We start from the raw sequence: 18,656 nt of genomic DNA on the forward strand, positions 1-18,656 counted from the left end.
CGGCGTCCTCACCCGACGGCATAGTGCTGGCGGACAAGCGCGACGAACGGGCTCGCGCGCGCCGGGGCGACGTGCGGCTCGCCTGCGTGGAGCAGCCCGATCTCGCGCGTCAGGCCGAAGTCACGCACCGGCACGAAGGCAAGGCCGGGACCGGCGAAGCACTCGGGCATCATGCCGACACCTGCACCGCTGCGCACCACGGCCAGCACGCGCTCGTCGCTGGTGGTCTTGACCACGAAGCGTGGCCGCACCCCGCGCGCGATGAAGAAGCGGTTGATCTCGGGCAGAGCCTCGCAATGGCGGCGCAGCGCCATGCGATCGCGCGCCAGTTGCTCGGCCGTCACCATGTCCGCTCCGGCAAACCGGTGGTCCGCGGGCAGCACCATCATATAGCGCTCGCGCGCCAACACTTCGGGCTGGTGGCGATCGTGGTGCGGGCGGATCACTGTCCAGGCGACATCGAGCCGACCGCGTTCGAGCCGCTCGCCGATCTCGCGTTCGGAGCCGTCGATCAGTTCGAGCGCTTCGCCCGTACCCAGCGCGCGGTGCTGCGCGACGAGCTTCTCGACCACAGCCGAGGGGATCGTCGACAGGACGCCGATACGCAGCAGGGCGGGGTCGGAAACTTCGGACAGCTCGACCAGCGCGTGCTCGTATTCCGCCGCGATCCGGCGAGCGCGGACGAGGAAGCGGCTGCCTGCCGGGGTAAGTGCGACCCCCTGCCGCGTGCGGTCGAACAGGCGCGCGCCCAATTCGCGCTCCAGCTTGGCGATTCCCGACGACAGCGTCGGCTGAGTCACGCTGACGCGTTGCGCCGCGCGGCTGAACGTGCCGGTTTCGGCGACGGCGAGGAAATACCGCAGGAGGTATTGGTCGATCATAGACACGGTCTATGGCTGCCTGCGGAAACTTTCAATTTCCGCCGGACGTTGCGGATGGTTAGAACCTTGCCAAAGATCGAAAGCGAAGAAGGGAAGAGGCATGAGCGCGCCGGTGCTCCAGACCAGTCTCCAGATCGACAGCCCCGAAGCGCAGGCGCGTGCGGCGCACAACCGCGCGCTTGCCGAAGAGCTGCATCGCCGGGTTGCCGAGGCGGCGCAGGGCGGCAGCGAAAGGTCGCGCGCGCGGCACGTGGCACGCGGCAAGCTGCTGCCGCGCGAGCGAGTCGAGCGGCTGCTCGATCCCGGCTCGCCGCTGCTCGAACTTGGCCAGCTCGCGGCTAACGGCCTTTACGAAGGCGACATTCCGGGCGCCGGCATCATCACTGCGGTCGGGCGGGTTTCCGGGCGCCCCTGCATGATCGTGTGCAACGACGCGACGGTCAAAGGCGGGACCTATTACCCAATGACCGTCAAGAAGCACTTGCGCGCGCAGGAGATCGCGACGGAAAACAATCTCCCGTGCGTCTATCTCGTCGATAGCGGCGGCGCGAACCTGCCGCACCAGGCCGAAGTCTTCCCCGACCGCGACCACTTCGGCCGCATCTTCTACAACCAGGCCAACATGAGCGCGAAAGGCATTCCGCAAGTCGCCTGCGTGATGGGATCGTGCACTGCGGGCGGCGCCTATGTGCCGGCGATGAGCGACGAATCGGTGATCGTGAAGGAACAGGGCACGATCTTCCTCGCCGGCCCGCCGCTGGTGCAGGCCGCGACCGGCGAAGTCATCAGTGCCGAGGATCTGGGCGGCGGCGATCTCCACAGCCGTAAGTCCGGCGTGACCGATCACCTCGCCGAGGACGACGAGCATGCGCTGACGATCGTTCGCGACATCGTGAGCCACCTCGGCCCCCGGCACGATACCGGCATCGAAGTGCGCGAGAGCCGCCCGCCGAAGTTTGATGCCGAGGAACTCTACGCGATCATTCCCGAGGACGTGCGCGCCCCTTACGACGTGCGCGAAGTGATCGCACGGATCGTCGACGGCAGCGAATTTCACGAGTTCAAGGCGCTCTACGGCAACACGCTGGTCTGCGGCTTCGCGCATATCCACGGAATGCCGGTGGCGATCCTCGCCAACAACGGCGTGCTGTTTTCCGAAAGTGCGCAGAAGGGCGCACACTTCATCGAACTGGCCTGTCAGCGGCGTATTCCGCTGCTGTTCCTGCAGAACATTTCGGGCTTCATGGTCGGCGGCAAGTACGAGGCCGAGGGCATCGCCAAGCACGGCGCCAAGCTGGTGACGGCCGTCGCGACCGCCACGGTGCCCAAGGTGACGGTGCTGATCGGCGGGAGCTTCGGCGCGGGCAACTACGGCATGTGCGGCAGAGCCTATGCGCCGCGCTTCCTCTTCACCTGGCCCAACGCGCGGATTTCGGTGATGGGCGGCGAACAGGCCGCGAGCGTGCTCGCGACCGTGCACCGGGATGCCGACGATTGGAGCGAGGAAGAGGCCGAAGCCTTCAAGGCGCCGATCCGTCAGAAGTACGAAGACGAAGGCAATCCCTACTACGCCACCGCCCGCCTGTGGGACGACGGCGTGATCGACCCGGCGCAAACGCGCGACGTTCTCGGCCTGGCCTTCGCGACGTGCCTCGAAGCCCCGATCCCGGAGGCGCCCCGCTTCGGGGTGTTCCGGATGTGATGGAGGCTCTGTCAATCCTCCCCGGAACGGGGAGGGGGACCATGCGCAGCATGGTGGAGGGGCACGCTCGGCGCTCCTGTCCGTTCCCGGCAGACCTCCAAAATCCGCACCACGACCCGCTCAATATCGGAAAGCACGATACAGGCCGGCACCCGCAAGGTCCCCACCCCCTGCGATCGCAGGAACGCGCCTCGCGCCGCATCGCGTTGAGCCGCCGGCGCGCTGTCATGGCCAAACCCATCCATCTCGATCGCCAGTCGAGCCGCGGCGCAATAGAAATCCAAGACATAAATCCCTGCCGGATGCTGCCGCCGGAATTTGAAGCCTCCCGGTCGTTTCCTCAGCGCTCGCCACAGCAGCACTTCAGGCAGCGTCATCTCGCTACGCAGCTTGCGTGCTCGTTTCACGGTTTCGCGCGGTCCGGTGATCATCGCCCGTGCCCCTCCACCATCGCTGAGCGATGGTCCCCCTCCCCGATTCGGGGAGGATCAGGAGACTTATCATGATCCAGTCCCTCCTTATCGCCAATCGCGGCGAGATCGCCTGCCGCATCATCCGCACTGCGCGCGCCATGGGCATCCGCACCATTGCGGTCTATTCCGATGCCGATGCCAAGGCGCTGCACGTGCGGCAGGCCGACGAGGCCGTGCACATCGGCCCTTCGCCGACGCGCGAGAGCTATCTCGTCGGCGAGAAGATCCTGGCCGCGGCGAAGCAGACCGGAGCCGAGGCGATCCATCCGGGCTACGGCTTCCTGTCCGAGAATGCCGAATTCGCACAGGCGGTGATTGACGCGGGGCTGGTCTGGGTCGGGCCGAACCCGGCCTCGATCACCGCAATGGGCCTCAAGGACGCCGCCAAGACGCTGATGGCCGATGCCGGCGTGCCCGTGACGCCGGGCTACATGGGCGAAAACCAGGACCCCGCGGTTCTCGCCGAGGAAGCCGCCAAGATCGGCTATCCGGTGCTGATCAAGGCCGTGGCGGGCGGTGGCGGCAAGGGCATGCGGCTGGTCGAAGACCCGGCGAATTTCGCCGACGCGCTCGCCTCGTGCAAGCGCGAAGCGGCGGCCAGCTTCGGCAACGATCATGTGCTGATCGAGAAGTACATCCTCTCGCCGCGCCATATCGAAGTGCAGGTCTTCGGCGACACCCACGGCACCGTCGTGCACTTGTTCGAGCGCGATTGCTCGCTGCAGCGCCGCCACCAGAAGGTGATCGAGGAAGCCCCGGCGCCGGGCATGGACGCGGCGACTCGCGCTAGCCTCACCGCTTCGGCGGTGCGTGCGGCCAAGGCGGTCGACTATGTCGGCGCGGGCACGATCGAGTTCATCGCCGATGGTTCGGAAGGCCTGCGCGCCGATCGCATCTGGTTCATGGAAATGAACACCCGCCTGCAGGTCGAACACCCGGTGACCGAGGAGATCACCGGCGTCGATCTGGTCGAATGGCAGCTGCGCGTCGCCAGCGGAGAGCCAATTCCGGTGGCGCAGGAAGACCTCGGTATCGACGGCTGGGCGATGGAAGCGCGGCTCTACGCCGAAGACCCGGCCAAGGGCTTTCTCCCCTCGATCGGCACGCTCGAGCTGCTGCAATTCGGCGAAAGCGAGGGCGGGCGGATCGATACCGGCGTCTATGAAGGCGCCGAAGTCTCGCCGTTCTATGATCCGATGATTGCCAAGGTCATTGCCTGGGGCGAGGACCGCGACGAGGCGCGCGAGCGGTTGTCCGACATGCTGGCCGACAGCGCGGTCTGGCCGGTGCGTACCAATGCCTCGTTTCTCGTGCGCGCGCTCGAGCATCACGATTTCGTCGCAGGCACGGTCGATACCGGGCAGATCGGCCGCGACGGCGAAGCCATGGCGGCAGAGCCCGAGCCGTCGGAAGCCACGCTCGAATCCGCGGCCGCCGCGCTGGTGCCGCTTTACGATGCACCCGCGTTCCGGCTCAACGCGCCGCCCGTTCGCTCGGGCTGGTTTCAGCTCGAAGGCACGCCGCGCGAGATCGCGCTTACCGGGGGCAGCGAGGATCCGGCGGCCTCGGTGCTGGTCACCGAAGGCGGTCAGGCATGGCTGCTCGAACCCTGGCGCAAGGACGGTGCGCACGGCGCGGCAGGTGGCTCCGGAGCGATCCTCGCGCCCATGCCCGGCAAGGTGATTTCGGTTGAAGTCGAGCAAGGGCAGGCAGTGACGAAGGGACAGAAGCTGCTCACGCTCGAAGCGATGAAGATGGAGCACACGCTGACCGCGCCGTTCGACGGGACCGTTGCGGAACTGAACGCCAAGCCGGACCAGCAGGTTCAAGTCGAAGCGCTGCTGGCGAAGATCGAAGAGACCAAGTGAACGGGCGCCGATGAGCCGGAGCGCGCAAATCGTCGAATGGGTGGCCGAGTGCATGGACCCGGTCGGCACGGTCACCTCACGCCGGATGATGGGTGGACACACGCTCTACTGCAACGGCACGGTCTTCGCGATCGTCGCCATGGACCAGCTGTGGTTCAAGGGCGACAAGGACAACGATGCGCAGTGGGATGCGGCTGGCTGCGAGAAGTTCTCCTACGAACGCGATGGGCGCACCGCGACGATGAACTATCGGCTCGCGCCCGAGGATTGCTACGACGATCCGGATGAAGTGCGTCGCTGGGCGGACCTCGGGCTGGCAGCCGGACTGCGAGGAGCCGCGAAGACAAAACGGAAAACAAAGAAGGACAGCTGAGCAATGCCCGGACGCTTTTTCGACGAGTGGAAGGTGGGGGACAGAATCACTCACCAGCCGAGCCGCACGGTCACCGAGACGGACAACCTGATGTTCAGCGCGATGACGCACAACATGCAGCCGCTGCACCTCGATGCCGAGACCGCCAAAGCCAGCGAATTCGGCCAGATTCTGGTCAATTCAACCTTCACCTTCAGTCTCGCCGTCGGGCTATCGATCGCGGACACCACAGTGGGTACGCTGGTTGCCAATCTCGGCTTCGACAAAGTCGTGACGCCCAAGCCGACCTTCATCGGCGATACGCTCACGTGCCACAGCGAAGTGATCGAAATGCGCGAGAGCAAGTCGCGCCCGACGCAGGGCATCGTCGTGTTCAAGCACGAGCTGACCAACCAGCGCGGCGAAACCGCGCTTTCGATGACGCGTACCGTCCTGCTGAAGAAGTCGGTCTGAAGGTCGCCGAGGTTTCGTCCGCGCCTGTGGGGCGGACATCTCGCACCTATCCGGTTCGCGTGAGGCCGTCGGATACCACGCAGTTCGCGCCCACCGGCCAGATCGACCGTCCCGCTCGTCGCAAGCGGCGGGGGACGGTCGAACTAGCGGTCAGTCGACGGCGAAAGTGGCGAAAGTCTTCGGCCCGCCGGAGGTCGGAGTGATGGCGACCACCACCTTCGAACCGGCCGGGGCTTCCAGGCCAGTGGCCGAAAGCTTGTTCCCCGCTTCGGCCACGAGCGGCGTGCTCGTCTTCTCATCGCCGGCAGTCACGGTCACGGTTCCGGAGTAGTCCGAAGCGTTGAGCGGCAGATCTTCCTCGGAAATGTAGAAGTCGCCGCCCTCCGGGGTTTGCACGAATTCCACCAGCGTTTCGCCGGTCATCGTGGTGACGCCGCCATGGCTGGGCTCCATCGAGCCGTGAGCGGCAGCAGGGGCCGATAGCACGACGAACGAGGCGGCGGCCGCGGCAAACAGCAGTCCTTTGCGGATCATGTCTCGTTACTCCTTGAAGGGGGGCTTATTCGGGCTCGTGCGGAAGCACGAACGACAGCGAGGCGCGGTGTTCCATCTGGCGGTACTTCGCGGGATTGTCCGTAGGAACGTTGAGAATGCCGACGACGACGTTCTGGCCCTGGTTACGGATCGGGAAAGTGACGTAGCCTTGCGCGTCCGTCTTCAGCGGCTTCTGATCGGGATCGTTGACGTAGTCCTGCATCACGGCGACGTCCGATGCCGGCTTGCCGTTGTAATAGGCGCGCAGCTTGATGGGATCGCCCATGGCTTCGGGAATGGCGGAGCCGACGGGGATCAGCTGCAGTTTCTGGGTCGGGATCAGCGGCACGCCCTCGGCGGGCATCTGGTTGATGTGCACCGCGTACTTGAAATTGTGCTCGCTGATCGTCGCGTCCTTGATCTCGTCGTGGCCCTTGTCGTGCCACTTGCCCGCCGCATCCTTCGACCAGATACCGTAGTCCATGACCGCCGCGACCAGCGCCAGCGGCTCATTGCTGTCGACCACGGGGATCGGGCCGGCGATGCGCAGCGTGGCTTCGACCGGTTGCCCTTCGCTGTTGATCCCCGTCATCGAGGTAATCAGCGGCACGCGCTTGGCGGCGTCGAGATCATCGGCGCCGACGCCATAGATGAGCGCCATTTGCTTGGCGCGTTCGGCGAACCAGATGGCGTGCGCCTGCGCGGTTTGCGAAGTGATACCCCCCGCGACAGTGGCGACCGCGATGCCGGCTGTGAGAAAACGAGAAATGCTGCGCATTGAGTAACCTCCAAAGATTACGAACGGCACTTTGCCGAGACGATCAGCGTAGAAAGACCAAGCGGCAGTTCTCATTGAATCGCGAAGTCAGGACGGCACCATCAACGGATCAGGCCCGCCTTCACGGCAGATGTCCGTCGCGGCATGAGCCCCGACGAGGCCGTTTTTCTTCGCAAAATTGCGTCCCCGAAGCCTTGAGGAAGGCCACGATTCCCACTTTGCATGAGGGCATGGCAAAAAGTCCGAGTGATCGGGCGTTCGCGTGCGTATAGCAGCAAGAGGAGTCGTTCATGGATATAGATAGGCAGATTTCAGCGCTCGCCCGGCGGCCCAATCCCGATCTGGGCGCGATCGACGGTGTCACATTGGCCGCGCGTGCGGCCGCCGAGCAGCGCCAGTCCCGCATGTTGATGAGCGTGGTGACGGTTCTGGCGCTGTTCGTCGGGATTGCCGGAAGCATGGTTCCCGCCGCTCCGGCGAGCGCCTCGACTATGTTGCTGGGGCCGCCGCCCGAGCTCATGCCGCTTGCGCAGATGGCGCAGGAATGACGGCGGGCCGGCTTGCGCTGGTGGCTCTGGTCGGGTTCGTCGCGGCGCTGGCGGGAACCTATACGGGCCGCACGCTGTCGCCGACGCAAGAAGATGCCGGCGCCACGCTCCACGCCATCATGCATGACGAAGCGAATCTGGACGCGGCGCAGAAGCGCTCGCTGGAAGTGCTCGAGGAAGGGTTCGAGCAGCGCCGTAAATCGCTCGAAGACCGCCTGCGTGCCGACAACAAGCGCCTCGCCGAGGCCATCGCGTCGGAGCACGTCTACGGCCAGCAGGTCGCGGCTGCGGTCGACGCGACGCATCATTCGATGGGCGCACTCCAGAAAGCCACGCTCAAGCACATCTTTGCGATGCGGGCCATTCTTCGGCCCGAACAGCGCGGTGCCTTCGACAAGGCCGTCGATCAGACGTTGACCGCCCAGACGCGGTGACTGCGCCGCCAACCGACACGGATCTCGTGCGCGGCGCGCTGTCGGGCCAGGCACCGGCGCAGCAGGCGCTCGTCGAACGCCATCGCGATTTCGTCTACCGCCTGATCCGCAATGCGACGGGCCATGCCGAAGATGCCTTCGACCTCACGCAGGAAACCTTCATCGCCGCCTTCACCGCCCTGGGGCGGTTCGATACGCAGCAATCCTTTCGCGCATGGATCGGGCGCATCGCCCTCAACAAGAGCCGCGACTGGGCAAGGCGGCGCACGGTGCGCCGCTTCCTGGGCCTGTCCATGCCGGAGGCGGCCGAAGACTTCGTATCCGACGACGCGCCGCTTCCCGATCAGATCGCGAGCGGCCGGGCGGAACTGGCCGCGGTTGCAAAAGCGATCGCGCAATTGTCGCCACGCCTGAAAGACGTGCTTTTGCTGCGGACCGTGGAAGGCCTTACGCAGGCAGAGACCGCCATGGCGCTCGGCATCACCGAAAAGGCCGTCGAAACGAGGCTTTACCGCGCGCGGCAAAAATTGACCGAAATGTTGAGGGGTAACGATCGCGGCCGCGTATAGGCTGGCATGACCAATCCGTTGATCACGCCCGCGCCTTCGATCACTCGCCGCAGCCTGATTGCCGGAATGGGCATGGCGACCGCCGCTGCTGCCATGCCTGCCTGGGCGCAAGGACGCAGCGTTGGCGGACATCACGGCGACGGGATCATTCGTGCGGGCTTCGACGAAGTCGGCGGTGAAGTGATCGACCTCGCCGTGGGTGCAGGTCAGCAGATCGTGCAGGGCCGCAGCAGCCATGCCATCGCGGTGAACGGCAGCGTGCCCGGCCCGCTCATTCGTCTGCGCGAAGGCCAGAACGTGCGGCTGAACGTCACCAATCATTTGTCCGAAGACACCTCCATCCACTGGCATGGCGTCCTGGTGCCGTTCCATATGGATGGCGTGCCCGGCATCAGCTTTCCCGGCATCCGCCCCGGCCAGACTTTCAGCTACGAATTTCCCGTCCGCCAGGCCGGCACGTACTGGTATCACAGCCATTCCGGCCTGCAGGAGCAGCAGGGGCATTACGGCCCGCTGATCATCGAGCCGGCCAATGCCGAGCCGGTGGCGTACGACCGCGACTACGTTCTTCTGCTGAGCGATTTCACCACGCACCATCCCCATTTCATCATGGATCGCCTGCGCAAGGGCGAGGGCTATTTCAGCCGCCAGCTGACCACGTGGACCGACGATTATCCGCTGTCGGGCGAGGATCGGCGGATGTGGGCGCGAATGCGCATGATGCCGACCGACATCATGGACGTGAGCGCGCCGACTTACACCTTCCTCGCCAACGGGCGCGGACCGGACGAAGGGATGGAATTTCTCTTCAAGCCCGGCGAGCGCGTGCGCCTGCGCATCATCAATGGTGCGGCGCAAAGTTTCTTCAATCTGCGCATTCCCGGCCTGCCGATGACGGTGATCGCGGCCGACGGACAGAACGTGAAGCCGGTCGAAGTCGACGAGTTCCAGATGGGCACTGCCGAGATCTATGACGTGATCGTCGAGCCTGGGGCGGCCGATGCCTATGCCATCGTCGCGGAATCGATGGACCGATCGGGCATGGCGCTGGCGATGCTCGCAAGTCGTCCGGGTGCGCGCGCCGCTGTGCCCGCGCTGCGCGATCCGCCGGTGCTCGACATGGGTGACATGGGCATGAACCATGACATGAGCGGGAGCGGCGGCCACTCCGAGCACGGCGGCGGCGATTCGGACGATGGCGGCATGAGCGGGATGGGCGGCATGAAGATGCGCGATACCTCGCTGCTGCCGCCGGACGTCAAGATCGGTCCGGGGATCGACATGGTCTCGATGTCGCCGGTCGACAAGATGGGCGATCCCGGTCTTGGCCTGCGCGACGTTTCGCATCGGGTGCTGAACTACCGCATGCTCGAGGCGCTCGAGCCCAATGCCGACACGCGCGAACCGAGCCGGCTGCTGGAACTGCATCTGACCGGCAATATGGAACGCTACATGTGGTCCTTCGATGGCCGCATGTTCAGCGCCGTGAGCGACGTGCCGATCCGTTTCGCCTGGAACGAGCGGGTGCGAGTGAAGCTCGTCAACGATACGATGATGGCGCACCCCATCCACCTTCATGGCATGTTCTTCGAGCTGGTGAACGGCCAGAGCGCCGCGCATCAACCGCGCAAGAACATCGTGATCGTCCAGCCCGGCGCCAGTGCGCAATTCGATCTTACCGCGAACGAGCCGGGCGACTGGGCGTTTCACTGCCATCTGCTCTATCACATGCACGGCGGCATGATGCAGACCGTCTCGGTGGTCGGCCCGGAGCAGGCCGCGTGAGTGCGCACATCGTGTGCCGCGCCGCACTGGCGTTGGGCCTCGCCGTGCCGCAGACCGTGTTGGCGCAGCACGACATGCATGCGCAGCATCAGGGTCACGCCGAAGCAGCAAGCGACGAAGACGGCGAAGGGCATGACATGCATTCGCCGGACGCCCCTTCGCCGGCGCACGGGGAGCCGGCTATGGATCATGGCCATGGCACGATGGACCACGGCGCGATGGACCATGAGGCGATGGACCATGAGGCGATGGACCACGGCACGATGGACCATGGCTCAATGGACCATGGCGCCATGAACCACGGCACAGCCGGTTCCGATGCGCTCACCGTTTCTCCCGGCCCGACGATGGAGACGCCGCCCCCGCCCGAAGCCGGCAGCGGTCCGCCGCTCGCCGCCGATGCGATCTGGGGCGCGGACGCCATGCGCGATTCTCGTGAGGCGATCCGCCGCAATAACGGCTCTTTCCCCTTGCTGTGGATCCAGGGCGATCGGCTCGAAACCCAAGTGCGCGAAGGCCGCGACGGCTACCTGTGGGATCTGCAAGGCTATTACGGCACGCCGACCGACCGCCTCTGGCTGAAAAGCGAAGGGGAAGGCACGTACGGCGCGAAAGTCGAAGACGCCGAGATTCAGGCGCTCTATTCCAAGGCGATCAAGCCGTTCTGGGATCTTCAGGCCGGCGTGCGGCAGGATCTGGTCGGTCCCGAACGGACATATGCCGTCCTCGGGATCCAGGGGCTGGCGCCCTACCAGTTCGAACTCGATGCGGCCTTGTTTCTCTCGCAGCGCGGCGATTTGACGGCCCGCATCGAGGGCGAATTGGACCAGCGCATCACCCAGTACCTCACGCTGCAACCGCGCGTCGAGGTCGAGCTTTCCGCGCAGGACATCCCCGAACTCGGCATCGGCTCCGGCCTCAGCACGATCGAGGCCGGCTTGCGGCTGCGCTACCAGATCGCCCGCGAATTCGCTCCTTATCTCGGCGTCGAACAGAGCTGGGCGGTGGGCCGCAGCGCCGATTACCGCCGGGCCGATGGCGAGGACACGAGCGTCACGAATTACGTCGTCGGCGTCAGATTTTGGTTTTGAGTCCCCTGTTTTGACTGGAAGGAATGACTGATGAAGCTTTTGCCCCTTATTAGCCTCGCCGCCGCGTTTGCCGCGCCTATCGCACTTCCCATTGCCGCAGAGGCGCACACCAAAGTCGTATCGTCTACTCCCGCCGAAGGCGCGACCGTCGGCAAGACGAAAGTGGTCACGCTCAACTTCAGCGAAGCGCTCCTGCCTCCCACGGTCGCAGCCAGCCTCGTCATGACTGCGATGCCGGGCATGCCCAATCACGGCGAAATGGCGATCCGCAATTTCACCACGACCTGGTCGAACAGCAACCGCACGATGACGCTCAAGCTGAAGCAGCCCCTCCGGGCCGGCACTTACGAAGTGCGCTGGCAGGCGGCCGGGGCGGACGGCCATCGCATGAATGGCGTTACCCACTTCGTCGTCAGCTAAGCGAAGACCACGAAGATGGCTGACGCAGCGCTGCGCTTCCTGCACTACGCAGTGCTGCTCGGCCTCTTCGGGGCGACGGCGTATCGCGTCATCGGCTTTCGCGGTACGGCTTGGGCCGGCTTGGGGCAAAGGCCCGCCGGCTGGATCGTCGCTGCCGTTGCGGCGCCGCTGATTTCGACGGCGCTGCAATTGTCTTCGATCGCCGCGATGATGGGGACGCCGATCGGCGATCTCGATCGCGCGATCGTGGAAGCGATGGTGCTGGGCACGTCGCTGGGATGGGCGTTCCTGATCCGGCTGGCCTTGCTGCTCGCCGGACTGATCGCCTTGCTCGCATCACGGCGCGGGATTGCCGCCCTTTGCTACGCCGGCGCCCTGCTGACGCTCGGCTGGAGCGGTCACGCCGCGGCGACCGAGGGCGCACTCGGGCTCGCGCATCGCATGAACAACGGCGGGCATCTGATCGCTGCGGGATTGTGGATGGGCGCGATCGGCTGGTTCTGGACGCTGACTCGCCGCGCGCGCCGGCCAGGTGCGCCGTTCGCGCCGGCCGCATTGCTCTCCGTCATGCACGGGTTCGCTCCGCTCGGTGTCGTGCTGGTTGGGGCGGTCGCGCTGACGGGGATCGTCAACGCGCAGCTCATTTTCGGTCTGGCAAACGCGCCGCAAGTGCTGCCGACCGCCTACGGCATACTCCTGGCGTTGAAAGTGGGGCTGGTCCTGGCGATGATGAGCTTTGGCGCGCACAACGCCATGCTGGGGCGCAGGCAGGCGACCCAATCCCCGACGCAGATCCGAACCGAGGCCGATCCCACTGATCTCGAAGTAGTGCTGGCTGCGCTTCGCAAGAGCCTGGCCAGCGAGTTTGCTCTGGGTATCGCGGTGATCGGTCTGGTCGCCGTTCTGGGAATGCTCTCGCCGATGACGATGGGCTAAAGCGCTGATCCCGAAGGATCAGGCGTCTTCGTCCCACCAGGCGTATTCGCCGAAGCGATACCCCATGTACCCGCCCAGCGGCACGGCCTCGATGCCCTTCAGCCGGCGATCGTAGCCGTCGATCAGGCTGATGAAGACGGGGATGCCGATCCCGCATTTGTCGTGCACGATCCGCTGCATCTCGCCGTACATCTGTCCGCGCAGCGCTTCGTCGCGAGTGCCGCGCGCTTCGATCAGCAGCTTGTCGAAACGTTCGTTGTGCCAGCCGCTCTCGTTCCAGTTGGCATCGGACGCGAAGAACTGGCTGAAGATGAGGTCGGCTGTCGGTCTTGGGTTGCAGTTACCGAAGGTCATCGGGTGGCGCATCCAGTGCGTCGAATAATAGCCGTCGGCCGGCATCCGGTTGACCGCGAAGTTCAGCCCGGCTTGCGAACCGAATTCCTGAAGGATCGAGGCCATGTCCACCGATCCTTCCGCCGCCGTCGAGCAGTACAGCGGCAGGCGCACCCCGGTCAGACCTGCGCGCCGCACGTGCCAGCGGGCCTTGTCGAGATCGAGCGTGGTCTGAGCAACGTCGGGATTATAGTATGGTTGGAAGGGCGCGATCGGCTGGTCGTTGGCGATGGTTGCGAAGTCGCGGAAGATGGCCCGGTTCATCAGGGGCCGGTCCAGCATCAGCTTGACCGCCTGCACGAAGTCGGGATTGCCCGTGGGCAGGCTGTCCTGGCTCATGATGAGATTGGTGTAGAGCGACGACCGCGTCACGACCGCGCGAACCGCGGGGCTCGCCTCGATCCGGCTCACCGAGCGTGGACTGACCGCATTGATCATGTGCACGTCGCCCGAGAGCAGAGCGTTCACGCGGCTCGTTTCGTCCGGGATCGCGATGAGTTCGATGCGATCCAGTTTCGGCCGGTCCGGGATCCAGTATTCCGGGTTACGCTTGACCAGTGTGCGCACGCTCGGCTTGAAATCGACCAGACGGAACGGGCCGGTGCCATTGCCGTCGGGGTGGGCCTGCCCGGCCTTGACGATCAGCATGTGCGACATGGCAAGCAGGTTGGGCACGTCGGCGTTGGGCAAATTCAGCACGATCGTAACGCCATAGCGTCCATCGGTTTTTGCGCTGACGAATTGATCGAGCAGCGTCGAGACCTTCGATCCGACCGCCGGATCCTTGTGCCGCATGAGCGAGAACACCACGTCCTCGGACGTCAGTTCGCTTCCGTCGTGGAAGCGGATCCCACGCTTCAGATCGACATGCCAGGTGATGAGATCGTCGCTATCGAGCGACTGCGCCAGCGACAGGCGCGGCTGCAGCGAGGCGTCCTCGATACACGTCAGACCGTTGTAGAGCATGAACTGCCGCACGTAATCGAGCGCGGTCCCGCCCTTGGCCGGGTCGAGCGTGTCCGATGTCGATGCCGCATGCGCCGCGAGCCGGATGGTGCCGCCCTGCCGGGGTCTGCTCGTCCCGCCCGATCCGCAACCGCCAAGAGCGAGCGCGCTGGCGCCAACCAGTCCCGTCCCGATCAGGTTGCGTCGTGAAAGCGAAGGCCAGGTTTCGCTCATGAGCCTCGCGCCGCCCGGATTTCGGGCCCGTGGAGAATCTCGATTCGCCCGGAACGACCGTCGCTCATGCTCCCTGCCATCCTTTCCGCCTGCTTCGAACCCGCCAGCATCCTACCCCCTGCGCAAGGCCCACATAACGCCGAGTTGGCTGCCGTACGGCCAAGGCGATGCGGTTTTTGCCTCGACAGGCAGCATGTCGTGCCGCTTGTCGCTCGTGAGCGAGCAACTGGCACGATATGACTGGGCGGGCCTGATCGCGCCCTGAACGCGAGGAGGCCCGCCGCAGCAGGGTTACTCCGCGAGCGCCTTGTCGAGGACTTCGACGAACAGATCGACGTTCTCGCGCGAGAAGATCAGCGGCGGGCGGATCTTGAGGATGTTCTGATCCTCACCGCAGGCGCTGATGAGGACGCCGTTCTCGCGCATCGTGTTGACGACATGCGTGGTGCGCGCCTTGTCGGGCGCAGCGGTTTCGCGGTCGGTGACGATGTCTGCCGCGACGAACATGCCCGCCCCTCGAACGTGGCCGAGGCCTTCGTGACGGTCGCGCAACCCCTCGACCTGCTCCAGGAGGTAGCCGCCGACATCTCGCGCGTTGTCCATGATGCCATCACGCTTGATCACCTTGAGCACCGCAACCGCCGCGGCGCAGGAGACCGCGTTGCCCGCGAACGTGTTGAAGTACCGCGAGTTTTCGCCGAACTTCTCGACGACGTCATGGCGAGTCAACAGACCGGCAATGGGTTGCCCGTTGCCCATTGGTTTGCCCAGCGTAACGATGTCGGGGTCGATGCCGTGGCGCTGGAAGCCCCACATGTTTTCGCCGGTGCGACCGAAACCCGGTTGCACTTCGTCTGCCACGAAGATGCCGCCCGCCTCGTGGATCGCTTCGACGGCGCCCTTCAGGAAGCCCGGCTCTTCGGGCAGGATCCCGTCGCTGGTGAAAATCGAATCGACGATCATCATCGCGGGCTTGATGCCGTGGCGCAGCAAGTCCGCGATCGCCTTCTCGACATCACGCTTGAACCGCTCCGCCACGTTCGGGCCGCTGCGGTAGGCGGCGGGTGCCGGCACGGTGCGGACATGCGCGCCCAGCGGAACCGCGTGGCCAAGCGTGGGCGAGAACTTCGATACGGCATCGGTGATGCCGTGATAGGCCGTCTCGGTGATGATGACACCGGTGCCGCCCGTGCGGATCTGCGCGATGCGATAGGCAAGGTCGTTTGCCTCGCTGCCCGAGCAGGTCAGCATGAGGTGCGATAGGTCTCCGCCGACAGTCGAAAGCAGGCCGTCGGCAAGCTCGAGGATCGTCTCGTGCAGATAGCGCGTGTTGGTGCACAGCGTTGCCGCCTGCCGGCTGATCGCCTCGACCACGTCGGGATGGCAGTGACCGAGCGAGGCGACGTTGTTGTACGCGTCCAGGTACTTGCGGCCCGACGGATCGATCAGCCAGGGGCCTTCGCCTTTCACGAAGTGAAGCGGCTTTTGGTACATCAGGCGGTAGGCTGGCCCGAGCAGGCGCGTGCGCTGGTCGATGAACTTCGCATCCTGCGGGTCGAGTTCGACCTGACCGGGAATGAAGGCATTGACGGAGGACTGGTCGACTAGGCTCATGGCTCGTCTCCTGATGAACAGAATTGCAAAAGTTGCGCCGACGCGTCGGCGTGCGCGAACCGGTCGAGATGTTCGAGCCCAGCCCAAGCGGGGCCGTTGTTGCGCAAGATGTAGTCGCGATTTTCGGGATAGCGTTCGGCGCGCCATCCCGTGATGAGCACGGTGATCAGCAGGCGTGCTTTCACGAGGTCGAGAAGGATCGCGCGTTCCTCTTCCAGCAGAGGAATGACACCATGGTATCCGGCGATCATCTCGGCAGCGCTGGCGAGCGGATCGGCCGCATCGGTGAGCTGATAAGCAGCAGCCGTCGCGAGTTCTCCGACGAGCGGGCCGCGAACGACGTCACCAAAGTCGATAATGGCCGCGACTTCGTCCGGACGGTCGGGATCGACGAGCACGTTGCCGAGATTGTAGTCGTTGTGGATCACTTGCGAGCGCAAGGCCGGGATCCTCGGCAGCGCATTGCGCTCGTATTCGGCCATGCCGCGTTCGATCAGGGCGCGCCGCGAGGCGTCCTCGATATAGGCGATCATGCCCTTCAGACGATGCGCGGCGGCCACGTTCCACAGCAGTTCGTGGTCGGCGGCGGGGTGATCGAACCCTGCGAAGGCAAGATCCATCCGCGCCAGTGTCTGCCCGAGCGCCCGGCGCTGGGTGGATGTCCTCGGCGATTGGCTGAGGGGCAATCCGGGCAGATACGTCAGCATGCGCAGGATTGACGTGCGCCCGTCACCGAGCGTGATGGTGGTCTCGTACTCACCTTGGAGAGTGGCCACGGGACGCGGCACCGCGAGCCCGGGATCGGCCCGGCCCAGATGGGCGAGCGCGCACGTCTGGAGGTTGACGACCTCGCGCTCTTCGGCGGGGTTGGAAACCTTGAGGACGAAGCCGCTGCCGTCCGCGCCCAGCATCCTGAAATTGCGGTCGCGCTCGCTCGTCAGGGCCGAGGCGGTCAGTTCAAGCCCGTAGATATCGCGCGCCAGGGCTTCAGCGTCGCCTTCGCCAAGTTCCGGGCGCGGCGTCGTCAGCGTGGGTTCGACCAGCATAAGCATCCTTCTCGTGTTCGGGCGGATGGGGAACGGGGCAGGGCAGGACCCTGCCGCGCACCCCTGGTCGCTCAGAGACCGAGAAGCCCCGGAAGCGCGGAGAAATCCTTGATCCGGGTGAAGCCATAGGCCTCAGTCGGAGGCTCGTGACCGCGGTCGACGAAGACTTTGGCGCCGAAGCCGAGATCGTGCGCGGTCATGAGGTCGTACCGCGGGCTCGAGGACACATGCATCATGTCTTCCGGCGTGCAGCCGAGATGATCCAGCATGTATTCGAACGGACGCATCAGCGGCTTGTAGGCGCCTGCTTCCTCGGCCGTGAGCACGGCGTGGAACGGCACGCCGATGTTGCGCGCGCTGTGCGGGATGAGATCGGTCATGCTGTTCGAAAGGATGACGAGCGGAAATTCCTTGGCGATCCGGCCGAGCGGCTCGGGCACGTCGGCATGCGGCTGCCAGGTGGGGACGGCGTCGTAGAGCGCCTGCGCATCGCGCGGGGTGGTGGCGACACCATGCTTGCGGCACGTCCGCTCGACCGAGTTGGCGACGACGTCGTAGAACGGTTTGAAGGCCCCAAGAACTTCGTCCAGGCGATAGGCACGAAAGGAATCGATGAAGGCGTTCATCTGCGCGGGGCTCACGCGATCGGAGAAGATCTCGCGCGCCGTGGGGCCCATGATGAAATTGATCATCGTGCCATAGCAATCGAAGCTGATATACTTGGGTTTGAACATCCTAACGCCCTCTCATCAAGTCGGCACTAGGGTAGGGGCGGCTGTAAAATGTGTTGTGCCGTTGTCGGCAGCGCCCAGAGAATATTGTCCCGGCGGAACACCCTGCGGCGCGATGCGCCGTTCACCGATCCCGGTTATAAGAGCATGACCCTTATGCGGGTGCAGTCGCCGCCGGTTGCACGGCATCGCGGGTCCTGCAACCGCTCGGCCGTGGGAATTGGCAATGGAAAAACTCGATCGGATCGACTTCAAGATCCTGTCCTATCTGCAGGATCACGGCCGCGTCACCAATGTCGGTCTGGCCGAGGCCGTCGGGCTTTCGACCAGCCCGTGCCTTTCGCGCGTGAAGCGCCTGGAAGGCGCGGGCTACATCGAATCCTACGGTGCCCGCGTCGCGCTGGGGAAACTGGGCGAATATCTCACTGTCTTCAGCGAGATCACGCTGTCGGGCCATCGCACGACGAACTTCGAGACGTTTCTGAATGCCGCGCGTAGGTACAAGGAAATTGTCGAATGCCATCACGTTACCGGAGGCTATGACTATCTGATCAAGTTCGTCGCCAAGAACGTGGGCCACTATCATCGGGTGATGGAAGCGCTGTTGGAGGCCGACGTGGGAATCGTCAAATATTCCAGCTATATCGTCCTTGCCTCGCCGATCGTTCGCAATGGCTATCCTCTGGACGAGTTGTTCGATCCCGACGGTTTCTGAGCGCCTGCTGCGAAGCGCCGTCGGCCCGCGAAACTTGCGACAATCCGCTCCCGATGGCAGCGCTTTTGGCACAATCTGTCGTGACCGCGATGCGATAGACCAGACTTCGGTAGTGCCGAGCGAGGGGGGTCCA

The 18,656-nt window shown here is 64.8% G+C and carries 20 protein-coding genes; 12 read left to right on the forward strand and 8 right to left on the reverse strand.

What is annotated here, in order from left to right; translation table 11 throughout:
* Positions 1-8: 8 nt before the first annotated feature.
* Positions 9-881 carry a LysR family transcriptional regulator gene (locus tag GQO94_RS08020; protein WP_156840613.1) on the reverse strand — a complete coding sequence of 291 codons (873 nt, stop codon included), beginning with the start codon at positions 879-881 and terminating at the stop codon, positions 9-11.
* A 100-nt stretch (positions 882-981) separates the two neighbouring features.
* Between GQO94_RS08020 and GQO94_RS08025 the strand changes: the two genes are divergently transcribed.
* Positions 982-2,583 (forward strand): carboxyl transferase domain-containing protein, encoded by a 1,602-nt coding sequence (locus tag GQO94_RS08025; protein ID WP_156840614.1) that lies wholly within the window; start codon positions 982-984, stop codon positions 2,581-2,583.
* Positions 2,584-2,594: 11 nt separating this feature from the next.
* Here GQO94_RS08025 and GQO94_RS08030 read toward each other — a convergent pair whose 3' ends face one another.
* The gene (locus GQO94_RS08030; RefSeq protein WP_156840615.1) at positions 2,595-3,014 is read right to left on the reverse strand and encodes an endonuclease domain-containing protein; all 420 of its coding nucleotides are present in this window, start codon (positions 3,012-3,014) and stop codon (positions 2,595-2,597) included.
* Positions 3,015-3,085: 71 nt separating this feature from the next.
* Between GQO94_RS08030 and GQO94_RS08035 the strand changes: the two genes are divergently transcribed.
* Genes GQO94_RS08035 through GQO94_RS08045 form a run of 3 tightly spaced genes read left to right on the forward strand, consistent with a single transcriptional unit; the run spans position 3,086 to position 5,750 of the window.
* The gene (locus GQO94_RS08035; protein WP_156840616.1) at positions 3,086-4,924 is read left to right on the forward strand and encodes an acetyl/propionyl/methylcrotonyl-CoA carboxylase subunit alpha; all 1,839 of its coding nucleotides are present in this window, start codon (positions 3,086-3,088) and stop codon (positions 4,922-4,924) included.
* A 10-nt stretch (positions 4,925-4,934) separates the two neighbouring features.
* Positions 4,935-5,297, forward strand: a complete 363-nt coding sequence (locus GQO94_RS08040) for a TfoX/Sxy family protein (protein WP_156840617.1) — start codon at positions 4,935-4,937, stop codon at positions 5,295-5,297.
* 3 nt (positions 5,298-5,300) lie between these two features.
* Positions 5,301-5,750 (forward strand): MaoC family dehydratase, encoded by a 450-nt coding sequence (locus GQO94_RS08045; RefSeq protein ID WP_156840618.1) that lies wholly within the window; start codon positions 5,301-5,303, stop codon positions 5,748-5,750.
* Between the two features lie 150 nt (positions 5,751-5,900).
* Here the strand turns inward: GQO94_RS08045 and GQO94_RS08050 are convergent, their stop codons facing one another.
* On the reverse strand, positions 5,901-6,284 hold the full coding sequence (locus GQO94_RS08050; RefSeq protein ID WP_156840619.1) for a hypothetical protein: 384 nt from the start codon (positions 6,282-6,284) through the stop codon (positions 5,901-5,903).
* A 25-nt stretch (positions 6,285-6,309) separates the two neighbouring features.
* Complete coding sequence (locus tag GQO94_RS08055; RefSeq protein ID WP_156840620.1) at positions 6,310-7,062, reverse strand: DUF4198 domain-containing protein; 753 nt, start codon at positions 7,060-7,062, stop codon at positions 6,310-6,312.
* A gap of 290 nt (positions 7,063-7,352) precedes the next feature.
* Between GQO94_RS08055 and GQO94_RS08060 the strand changes: the two genes are divergently transcribed.
* From GQO94_RS08060 to GQO94_RS08090, 7 genes are read left to right on the forward strand one after another with little or no spacing between them, the layout of a single operon-like run.
* On the forward strand, positions 7,353-7,610 hold the full coding sequence (locus GQO94_RS08060; protein WP_156840621.1) for a hypothetical protein: 258 nt from the start codon (positions 7,353-7,355) through the stop codon (positions 7,608-7,610).
* Positions 7,607-8,044: a Spy/CpxP family protein refolding chaperone gene (locus GQO94_RS08065; protein ID WP_156840622.1), complete on the forward strand. Its 438-nt coding sequence runs from the start codon at positions 7,607-7,609 to the stop codon at positions 8,042-8,044. The genes GQO94_RS08060 and GQO94_RS08065 overlap by 4 nt, the downstream gene beginning before the upstream one ends.
* Complete coding sequence (locus GQO94_RS08070; protein ID WP_156840623.1) at positions 8,041-8,613, forward strand: RNA polymerase sigma factor; 573 nt, start codon at positions 8,041-8,043, stop codon at positions 8,611-8,613. The genes GQO94_RS08065 and GQO94_RS08070 overlap by 4 nt, the downstream gene beginning before the upstream one ends.
* A 6-nt stretch (positions 8,614-8,619) precedes the next feature.
* Positions 8,620-10,398 carry a copper resistance system multicopper oxidase gene (locus tag GQO94_RS08075; RefSeq protein WP_156840624.1) on the forward strand — a complete coding sequence of 593 codons (1,779 nt, stop codon included), beginning with the start codon at positions 8,620-8,622 and terminating at the stop codon, positions 10,396-10,398.
* Entirely contained in the window at positions 10,395-11,489 is a 1,095-nt protein-coding gene (locus GQO94_RS08080) for a copper resistance protein B (RefSeq protein WP_232332830.1), read from the forward strand. Before GQO94_RS08075 ends, GQO94_RS08080 begins: the two co-directional genes overlap by 4 nt.
* Before the next feature lie 30 nt (positions 11,490-11,519).
* Positions 11,520-11,909, forward strand: coding sequence for a copper resistance protein CopC (locus GQO94_RS08085; RefSeq protein WP_156840625.1), 390 nt, complete (start codon positions 11,520-11,522; stop codon positions 11,907-11,909).
* Positions 11,910-11,924: 15 nt separating this feature from the next.
* Positions 11,925-12,845, forward strand: coding sequence for a CopD family protein (locus GQO94_RS08090; RefSeq protein WP_156840626.1), 921 nt, complete (start codon positions 11,925-11,927; stop codon positions 12,843-12,845).
* 18 nt (positions 12,846-12,863) lie between these two features.
* Here GQO94_RS08090 and GQO94_RS08095 read toward each other — a convergent pair whose 3' ends face one another.
* The 4 genes from GQO94_RS08095 to GQO94_RS08110 all read right to left on the reverse strand — a co-directional run bounded on the left by GQO94_RS08095 (position 12,864) and on the right by GQO94_RS08110 (position 17,811).
* The gene (locus tag GQO94_RS08095; RefSeq protein WP_156840627.1) at positions 12,864-14,417 is read right to left on the reverse strand and encodes an ABC transporter substrate-binding protein; all 1,554 of its coding nucleotides are present in this window, start codon (positions 14,415-14,417) and stop codon (positions 12,864-12,866) included.
* 291 nt (positions 14,418-14,708) lie between these two features.
* Complete coding sequence (locus GQO94_RS08100) at positions 14,709-16,031, reverse strand: aspartate aminotransferase family protein (RefSeq protein ID WP_156840628.1); 1,323 nt, start codon at positions 16,029-16,031, stop codon at positions 14,709-14,711.
* Entirely contained in the window at positions 16,028-17,077 is a 1,050-nt protein-coding gene (locus GQO94_RS08105) for a phosphotransferase (protein ID WP_198045876.1), read from the reverse strand. Before GQO94_RS08105 ends, GQO94_RS08100 begins: the two co-directional genes overlap by 4 nt.
* Positions 17,078-17,148: 71 nt before the next feature.
* Complete coding sequence (locus tag GQO94_RS08110; protein ID WP_156840630.1) at positions 17,149-17,811, reverse strand: haloacid dehalogenase type II; 663 nt, start codon at positions 17,809-17,811, stop codon at positions 17,149-17,151.
* A 223-nt stretch (positions 17,812-18,034) separates the two neighbouring features.
* Between GQO94_RS08110 and GQO94_RS08115 the strand changes: the two genes are divergently transcribed.
* A complete protein-coding gene (locus GQO94_RS08115) occupies positions 18,035-18,523 on the forward strand; it encodes an Lrp/AsnC family transcriptional regulator (RefSeq protein ID WP_156840631.1) in 489 nt (162 codons plus the stop codon).
* Positions 18,524-18,656 lie beyond the last annotated feature (133 nt).

The organism is Novosphingobium aquimarinum (assembly GCF_009746585.1).
In the GTDB taxonomy this organism is placed as follows: Bacteria; Pseudomonadota; Alphaproteobacteria; order Sphingomonadales; family Sphingomonadaceae; genus Novosphingobium; species Novosphingobium aquimarinum.